Source organism: Alteromonas sp. AO-Serp (assembly GCF_017849675.1).
GTDB classification, from domain to species: domain Bacteria; phylum Pseudomonadota; class Gammaproteobacteria; order Enterobacterales; family Alteromonadaceae; genus Alteromonas; species Alteromonas macleodii.
Map to the genome: position 1 here is coordinate 1 of NZ_JAFLMX010000293.1, position 8,460 is coordinate 8,460.

Annotated in this window: 8 protein-coding genes and 1 pseudogene; 5 read left to right on the forward strand and 4 right to left on the reverse strand. The window is 46.1% G+C overall.

What is annotated here, in order from left to right:
- The 5 genes from QVA83_RS19065 to QVA83_RS19085 all read left to right on the forward strand — a co-directional run.
- Positions 1-917: ABC transporter substrate-binding protein (locus QVA83_RS19065; RefSeq protein WP_287498815.1), on the forward strand; the 917-nt coding region annotated here is incomplete at its 5' end.
- A 59-nt stretch (positions 918-976) separates the two neighbouring features.
- Entirely contained in the window at positions 977-1,945 is a 969-nt protein-coding gene (locus QVA83_RS19070) for an ABC transporter permease subunit (protein ID WP_287498816.1), read from the forward strand.
- Complete coding sequence (locus QVA83_RS19075) at positions 1,932-2,825, forward strand: ABC transporter permease subunit (protein ID WP_287498817.1); 894 nt, start codon at positions 1,932-1,934, stop codon at positions 2,823-2,825. Before QVA83_RS19070 ends, QVA83_RS19075 begins: the two co-directional genes overlap by 14 nt.
- A gap of 1 nt (position 2,826) precedes the next feature.
- The gene (locus QVA83_RS19080; protein ID WP_014978627.1) at positions 2,827-3,822 is read left to right on the forward strand and encodes a peptide ABC transporter ATP-binding protein; all 996 of its coding nucleotides are present in this window, start codon (positions 2,827-2,829) and stop codon (positions 3,820-3,822) included.
- Positions 3,822-4,628 carry an ATP-binding cassette domain-containing protein gene (locus tag QVA83_RS19085; RefSeq protein WP_014948676.1) on the forward strand — a complete coding sequence of 269 codons (807 nt, stop codon included), beginning with the start codon at positions 3,822-3,824 and terminating at the stop codon, positions 4,626-4,628. The genes QVA83_RS19080 and QVA83_RS19085 overlap by 1 nt, the downstream gene beginning before the upstream one ends.
- A 171-nt stretch (positions 4,629-4,799) precedes the next feature.
- Here the strand turns inward: QVA83_RS19085 and QVA83_RS19090 are convergent, their stop codons facing one another.
- From QVA83_RS19090 to QVA83_RS19105, 4 genes and pseudogenes are all read right to left on the reverse strand, one after another.
- Entirely contained in the window at positions 4,800-5,930 is a 1,131-nt protein-coding gene (locus QVA83_RS19090; protein WP_069943923.1) for a sodium ion-translocating decarboxylase subunit beta, read from the reverse strand.
- Positions 5,931-5,933: 3 nt separating this feature from the next.
- A complete protein-coding gene (gene oadA / locus QVA83_RS19095; protein ID WP_069943922.1) occupies positions 5,934-7,754 on the reverse strand; it encodes a sodium-extruding oxaloacetate decarboxylase subunit alpha in 1,821 nt (606 codons plus the stop codon).
- A gap of 19 nt (positions 7,755-7,773) precedes the next feature.
- Positions 7,774-8,061 carry an OadG family protein gene (locus QVA83_RS19100; RefSeq protein ID WP_014975922.1) on the reverse strand — a complete coding sequence of 96 codons (288 nt, stop codon included), beginning with the start codon at positions 8,059-8,061 and terminating at the stop codon, positions 7,774-7,776.
- Positions 8,062-8,280: 219 nt separating this feature from the next.
- A pseudogene (locus QVA83_RS19105) lies at positions 8,281-8,460 on the reverse strand (acyl-CoA thioesterase); the annotation flags it as partial.

Consider the following 8,460-nt stretch of genomic DNA (forward strand, 5'->3'; position numbering starts at 1 on the left):
GTGACGAAACGCGCCCTGTTGTAGAGCAGCTTATATTTGACATTACGCCAAGAAGCTCACTGAGACTGGCTAAATTAATGACAGGTGAATGTGACGCTACCGCTTTTCCTGCACAGACTGAACTTGAAGTGATTCGGGCAAAAGAAGATCTGACGCTAGCGGAAAAACCAGGACTAAACATTGGATTTTGGGCGTTTAACACTCAACGCCCTCCTTTTGATAACCCAGATGTAAGACGTGCGCTAGCGGCCGCAATCGATAAGAACACATTGCTAGAAGCGGTGTATTTTGACAGTGCTACTAGAGCTAAGACCCTGCTGCCTGCGGCAAGCTGGGCGTTTCAAAATGACGCAGACGATACTGCCTACAATCCAGTTCTAGCGCGCAAATTATTAGCTGACGCCGGTGTTAAGGCCGGCTTTTCTATGACGATATGGGCTATGCCTGTTGAACGCTCTTACAATCCTAACGCAACAAAGATGGCCGAGCTCATTCAGCGTTATTTGCGTGATGTAGACGTAGAAGCAACCATTGTCAGTTACGATTGGACTACCTTCAGACGCCATCTTCAGGAAGGTCTGCACGACTCGGTATTAATTGGTTGGTCTGCCGACAACGGAGACCCAGATAACTTCTATCGTCCGCTATTGAGCTGTGGTGCTATACCCTCAGGTACAAATCGTGCCATGTGGTGCAGTGAAGACTATGATAAATTACTCAACGACGCCCTTCAGACAGATGATATTGAAGAGCGCACAGCTATATACCGGCAAGTTAACCGATTATTATACGAACGCCTTCCTCTTGTTCCCATCGCACACGCCTACCGCTATCAGGCATACAGGAATGAACTAGAAGGAATGACCATTAATCCCTTTGGCGGTGTACGATTTGGTGAGGTAAAAAAAGCACTGTGATCCAGATCCTCGTAAGATACTGCACTTTATTTATATTAACGCTTTTGGTGTTAGCGATTATGTCGTTTTCACTCGCCTATCTTTTTCCAGGCGATACACTTGAAAACCTAACAGGACTCATGCCGCAAAATGAAATTCAACGCGCAGCATTGGAGCGGCAATTTAAACTAGATCAGCCCTATATTTTCCAGTTTTTCTATTATGTAGGCAATTTGCTCACTGGTGACTGGGGATACAGCTTTACATCAGGCCTGCCGTTGAGAGAAGAGGTAGGTATTGCGATGCCAGCCACAATAGAACTGGCAACCTATGCCATGTTGATGGCCTTATTCATTGGTATACCGCTTGGTTATTATGCAGGGATTCGCAGCTATTCAACGTCTGATCACCTAATAAATAGTGCAAGTATAACGACCTATTCTTTTCCTGTTTTCTGGTTTGCGCTCCTGCTTATATTGGTTTTCAGTTTGCAGCTAGACGCTGCGCCGCTGTCGGGTCGTATCAGTTTGCTTTATAACATCGAACCCGTGTCAGGCTTTATTCTCATTGATATTTTATTGTCTGACGTAGAAAACAAGACCTTAGCCTTCAAAGATGCGTTATCGCACTTAGCATTACCTACGTTTGCCATTGGTGCTATCGCCACCGCTTCGATGATACGAATAACAAGACGTTCTGTTATAGACGTGAAACACCGCCCCTATATCGCTGCAGCAATATCTAGAGGCCTTTCAAGTTGGCAGATATTCTTTCGTCATATTCTGCGTAACGCGTTACTGCCCATATTACCGCTAATGGCGATACAAATTACAACATTAATAACAAACGCGATGATTGTCGAAACCTTGTTTTCTTGGCCGGGGATCGGTAATTGGCTGATTCAAGCTATTTATCAACGAGATTACCCTGCCCTTAGAATTGGTATGATGGCAGTATCCACGGTGGTAATTACACTCACGATTTTGGTTGATTTGTTTAACCGAATGATTGACCCAAGCAGAGAGAAATACGAACGTGCCACAGTTTAGTTTATACGACGAAGAATTCCATCCGTCGCCGTGGCAACGGACTTGGGCATCATTTAGAGCGAGCCACATCGCCATGCTTGGCCTGATTATGCTGGCTTTGTTTGTTATGTGTGCGCTGTTCGCACCAATCATCACTCCCTATGATGCCGTGGAACAAAATATCGACGGACTGTTAATACCGCCTAGCTGGTTAGCTAATGGCTCTATATCGCACCTTTTCGGTACTGATGCGTTGGGTAGAGACCTATTTACTCGCATAATTTATGGGTGTCGCATCACATTGGGTTCCGCATTCATTACTGTTGTGCTGGCCATGTTAGTCGGCGTTAGCCTTGGGACCTTCGCAGGCATGCTGCGAGGTGTTCGCTCAAGTATCGTCAACCACTTACTCGATGCACTTATGGCCATTCCCACGCTACTTATTGCGATTATTATCGTTGCAATATTGGGTACCGGTTTGGTTAACAGCATGTGGGCAATTACCCTTGCGCTTATTCCACAGTTTGTACACCACACAAGAAGTTTTGTACGCGCCGAAATGAAAAAAGAATATATAGTGGCGTCTAAATTGGACGGTGCCAGTAGATGGCAACTTTTTGCTCATTCTATACTACCCAACATGACCGAAATGCTGGTTGTACAGGGCACGCTTGCACTTTCTATTGCAGTTATCGACATATCAGCACTTGGCTTTCTGAGTTTAGGCGCACAGTCACCGCTTCCGGAACTTGGCGTTATTCTAGCTGATGGGCTAGATGTTGCTTATCTAGCACCGTGGAACGTTGCCGTCCCCGGCATGGCAATATTCTTCATGGTGCTATCTATCAATATTGTGGGTGACGGTTTGCGTTCAGCACTTAAAAAAAGAGTGAGTCATTAATATGCCAATGCTTGATATTAAAAACCTCACCTTGGAAATGCAGAGCAGCGATGGCGCAATTAAAGCGTTGGATAAGGTTAACCTGTCGGTTAGCAGCGGGGAAATTCGCGCACTGGTAGGAGAGTCAGGCTCAGGCAAAAGCTTGATCGTGTCCGCCATTTGCGGAGCCCTTCCTAGCCAATGGAATTTAACGGCTGACCGCATGAGTTGGAATGGTGAAAACCTGCTGAGTATGTCTGTGCAGCAGCGTCGTGAGGTAATGCGCCGAGAAATAGCGGTCGTGTTCCAAAACCCACAGGCAAGTTTAGACCCATCGGCAACACTTGGCGAGCAGTTGGAAGAGAGCATTCCCGATGAATTTGTTGAAGGGAGCTGGTTCTGGCAACGAGCACAACATCGCAAAAAGATCGCAATAAGCACCGTTCACAAAGTAGGAATAAAGCACCACAAGCATTATTTAAGCGCTTTTCCTCATCAAATACCGGCTGACATAGGTCAAAAATTCATGATTGCGATGGCCTTGGTTTCACAGCCTAAATTGCTCATCGCCGATGACCCAACTCGGGGAATGGAGCCTACAACAAAAACACAAATTCTGAAGCTCTTTACGCGTTTGAATCAGACGCGCTCGCTTTCGATCTTGTTTGTTAGTCACGACCTACTGGCAATTGCAAGTATGTCTCATTCTATGACGGTGTTGTATGCAGGGCAGACTGTAGAATCAGGTAGAATGAAGCACATTAAGAAGCGCCCTCTGCACCCTTACACAAAAGCATTACTAGACAGCGCGCCAAGCTTCAGAAAAGATCTGCCACCGAAATCGCTGCTACCCACGCTTGGTGGCTCTATTCCCACACTACAGCATTTGCCTATTGGTTGCCGGTTAGGTCCACGCTGCCCTCGTGCACAGCGCGCCTGTGTACAAACGCCAGCCGTGCGTAAAATTCACGATCACAATTACAGCTGTCACTTCCCTCTACATATGGAGAAGCTGTAATGGATATCATGCAGGTTAAAGATCTCACGTTTATTCATAACGAGAGGAAACGTTGGCTAAAACGTCCTGAAGTTTTTCAACTTGGTCCAGTGAACTTAAGCGTAAAGCGCGGTGAAACCATTGCAATTATTGGTGAAAATCGCTCAGGCAAATCCTTGTTGGCTAAGCTCTTGGTAGGTGCACTGCCTGCTGATGCAGGTGAAATTGAAATTAACACGCACAAATATTTAGCCAAATACCAGTCTAAAGATAGCCAGCAAAAACGTACCCATGACATTCGTATGATCTTGCAGCATAGCTCCGAGTCGATGAATCCATCGGTTCCTGTGGGAAAAATTTTGGATGAGCCATTGCGTTTGAATACAGGCCTAAGCGAAGCAGAACGCAAACCAATTATAGAAGATATGTTGGTGAAGGTAGGCCTCTTGCGCGAACACTATTACTTTTATCGACATATGCTTTCTGATGGACAGCAGCAGCGCGTAGCGCTAGCCAGAGCCATTGTGTTAAAGCCCAAAGTGTTAGTGGCTGATGAACCCTTTGCAGCGTTAGACCCTTCCATTCGTTCGCAAACGGTGAATCTTATATTGAAGCTTCAGCAGGAACTTGGCTTGGCGTTTATCTTTATTAGTCACAACTTGGGTATTGTACGACACATTGCAGACAGGATTATTGTGATGGAAGGCGGTGAAATTGTAGAAGAAGGCAAGACCGAAACTATCTTTAGGTGGCCCCAGCATACGCGCACTAAGAAACTCGTTACCGCATACCAATCTCTGGTGCCACAAAACACAATCCGAGAATAAAGCGCTTATCGTTTGGGTGGTATTTTCTTTGAGAAACGCACTTACGTACCGAACTGGCACGCTCGACTCGTCACAAAAAGAAAACCCTAGAAAGCCTTTTTTTGAACAAACGCCATGCAATAACAAAGGGGCAGATAAACTGCCCCTTGTACAGCAATGCATTCGTGCTTTCTAGCCAACCAGAGCCAACAGAATACCTGCGGCAACCGCACTACCTAGCACGCCAGCCACGTTAGGCCCCATTGCATGCATAAGTAAGAAGTTATGAGGGTTTGCTTCTAGCCCAACTTTGTTCACCACTCTGGCTGCCATTGGTACAGCAGAGACGCCAGCTGCGCCAATCAGTGGATTTATATTGCCACCCGACAGCTTACTCATTAGCTTGGCCATGAGTACGCCCGCGGCAGTGCCTATACCAAACGCGATAGCCCCAAGCCCCAAAATACCTAAAGTCTCGACCGTAAGGAATGCTTCAGCTGATAACTTTGATCCTACTGCTAAACCAAGGAAAATAGTGACCGTATTGATGAGCTCGTTTTGGGCTGTTTTGCTCAATCTGTCTACCACGCCACACTCTTTCATTAAGTTACCGAAGCAGAACATGCCGACAAGCGGCGTTGCGGCTGGTAAAAACAAGATAGTCATAAACAGCACAGCAAGCGGGAAAATAATCTTCTCTCGCTTTGACACAGGTCGTAGTTGACCCATTTTTATCTCGCGCTCTTCTTTTGTGGTCAGCGCTTTCATGATAGGTGGCTGGATAATAGGCACCAACGCCATATAAGAGTATGCAGCGACTGCAATCGCACCAAGCAAATCAGGTGCAAGCCGTGAGGCAAGGAAAATAGCCGTCGGCCCATCCGCGCCACCTATGATAGCAATGGCGCTCGCGTCTTTTAACGTAAACTCAAAGCCAGGTATAAGGTTTAACGCTATCGCGCCAAACAAGGTAGCAAAAATACCGAACTGCGCAGCTGCGCCAAGTAACAACATTTTAGGGTTAGCAATAAGTGCACTGAAATCAGTCATTGCGCCTACGCCCATAAAGATGAGCAGAGGAAATACCCCTGTATCTATGCCGATTTTGTATATGTAGTGCAGCAACCCACCCGCTTCTGAAAAACCAGCAATAGGGATGTTAGTAAGCAATGCACCAAAACCAATGGGCAGTAAAAGCAATGGCTCAAACTTTTTAACAATGGCCAAGTACAACAAGCCGAAACCCACTGCCATCATTATAAGCTGGCCGGCTTCAAAGTGCGCAAGCGCGGTACTATCCCAAAGTACCATTAACTTATCCATGTACTACCCCAATAAGATTAACGGTTGACCACTGGTTACGGCATCGCCTTCACTAACGGTAATGTCGTTGACCGTACCGGTGTATGCGGAGCGGATCTCTGTCTCCATTTTCATGGCTTCAAGGATCATCACCACATCGCCTTCTGACACGCTGTCGCCGTTTCTCACCAAGACTTTGAAGACGTTACCTGCAAGCGGTGCATCAATAGACTGAGAAGCGGTAGAGTCTGATGGCGCAGCGCTATTGGTTTGAGGCTGTGCTTGCGTCTGAGAGCCACTAGCAGGTGTAACGCTCGTCAGCGTACCTGAAGGTGCCACTTCTACGCGATACACTCTTCCATCTACGTTTACGTCGTAAGTTTCACTCGCGGTAGCCCCTTGTGAGCTAGACTTGGCTTCAGCAGGCTTAGGCGCACTCGAGCTTTGCGACTCTTGCGCGCTAGGTGCAGGTTCAAACGCATCAGGGTTGCCGCGGTTTTCGATAAACTTTAGACCTATCTGCGGGAATAAGGCATAAGTCAAAACATCATTAATTTTATCGTCTGACAGCGATAGTTGCTTTTTCTCAGCCAGTTCATCAAGCTCTTTACTCAGTGTATCCAGCTCTGGTGCAATATTGTCAGCAGGGCGACATGTCACGGGCTCTGCGCCATCAAGCACACGCGCCTGCAACTCCTTGTTTACTGGTGCTGCGGTAGCGCCATATTCACCTTTGAGAACGCCTGCGGTTTCTTTTGTAATGCTTTTGTAACGCTCGCCGGTGAGTACGTTAAGCACTGACTGCGTGCCCACGATTTGTGAGGTTGGCGTAACAAGAGGAATGAACCCAAGATCTTCCCGTACCCGTGGAATTTCTTTTAACACTTCTTCGAATTTATCTTCAGCGCCCTGCTCTTTAAGCTGACTTTCCATGTTGGTTAGCATTCCGCCCGGTACTTGAGCCAAAAGAATACGTGCATCTACCCCTTTGAGACTGCCTTCGAACTTGCTGTATTTCTTTCTTACCTCTCTGAAGTAACTGGCAATGTCTTCAAGCTCAGGCAATGAAATGCCCGTATCGCGCTCAGTACCTTCTACGATAGAAACCATGGTCTCAGTTGCGCTATGACCATAAGTCATGCTCATTGAAGAAATAGCCGTGTCCAGCATATCAATACCGGCATCGATAGCTTTTTGATACGTCGCCGTACTCAACCCTGTTGTGGCATGGCACTGCATGGCAATAGGTACATCAACCGTTTCTTTTAATCCGGTAATCAATGCCTCGCACTCGTACGGTTTTAAAAGCCCAGCCATATCTTTTACGCAGATAGAATGAACCCCTAGGTCTTCAAGCTGTTTCGCCATTTCGAGCCAAAGCTTAAGATTGTGCACAGGACTTACCGTATAAGAAATTGTTCCTTGCGCGTGAGCGCCACTGTCTATGGTCGCTTTTATTGCGGTTTTCAAATTCCTAATGTCATTCATGGCATCAAAAATTCTAAATACATCTACGCCACTTTCGTGAGCACGCTCTACAAAGCGAGTGACAACATCGTCAGCATAATGGCGGTAACCCAATAGGTTTTGACCACGCAACAGCATTTGCTGTTTCGTGTTAGGCATGGCTGCTTTTAGCTTTCTGATGCGCTCCCAAGGGTCTTCCCCTAAATAACGAATACAGGCATCAAATGTAGCACCACCCCAAGATTCAACTGACCAAAAGCCAGCTTTATCTAGTTTTTCCGCTATGGGAAGCATATCTTCAATACGCATGCGCGTAGCAAGAAGGGATTGGTGGGCATCACGCAGAACCAGCTCGGTAAGGGCCAGAGGCTTAGACATGGTAACTCCTGATTAGGCTTTATTTTTTAGAATTTTGGCGATGGGTATGAATTGCGGCAGAAATAGCTGCGATAACGTTTCCGTCTATTCCTGGTTGTACCGCTTGATTGTTTCGACTCAAATTAGCTGAAGGCCCTTTTAAATGAGCTGTAGGCTCTGCTGTTTCACCGGGAAAGGCTTCACAAAATCGGGCAATGAGATGAATACCCACAATAAGAAGTCCTAAGAATGAGAAAACAAATACCATTCCTATAAGCATAAGAGAACCTGCTTCAAAGAGCAGGCTAGCGACGGATCCCGAATCCATATTCAATCCTGTTGTTATTTTGTACCTGAATAAGTATCACGTGGTTTTTCAAAACACAACAAAGCAGCATAAAAAACCACTTTAAAATGAATAAAACCCGCCAAAATGAAACTTAATGCATTATTTTTTAATAAATTTGCAACAAAAGCATATTTTAGGAATTAGCATATGCGTTGCCGATGCCAGCAATCTACGTTTACGTTCATCTATACTCACGCCTTAATGAAAGCCTATATTTTCCGTAAAGTCACTGTCTAGCTGTTTAGCGAAATCTTTCGCATGCATCGCCACTAATTCTAGCTGCATATGTCGTTCATCCTCGGGTACGTAAGCAGGCACATTTACTGGGTTTCCCTCACAGTCCACCGCCATAAAAGTTATAAAACAGCGATTTGCGAC

What these genes read in the sequence shown, in the direction of transcription:
- QVA83_RS19070 (WP_287498816.1), top strand. Translation starts at nt 977, where the DNA reads ATGTCGTTTTCACTCGCCTATCTTTTTCCAGGCGATACACTTGAAAAC.
- QVA83_RS19080 (WP_014978627.1), top strand. Translation starts at nt 2,827, where the DNA reads ATGCCAATGCTTGATATTAAAAACCTCACCTTGGAAATGCAGAGCAGC.
- QVA83_RS19085 (WP_014948676.1), top strand. Translation starts at nt 3,822, where the DNA reads ATGGATATCATGCAGGTTAAAGATCTCACGTTTATTCATAACGAGAGG.
- QVA83_RS19090 (WP_069943923.1), bottom strand. Translation starts at nt 5,930, where the DNA reads ATGGATAAGTTAATGGTACTTTGGGATAGTACCGCGCTTGCGCACTTT.
- oadA (WP_069943922.1), bottom strand. Translation starts at nt 7,754, where the DNA reads ATGTCTAAGCCTCTGGCCCTTACCGAGCTGGTTCTGCGTGATGCCCAC.
- QVA83_RS19100 (WP_014975922.1), bottom strand. Translation starts at nt 8,061, where the DNA reads ATGGATTCGGGATCCGTCGCTAGCCTGCTCTTTGAAGCAGGTTCTCTT.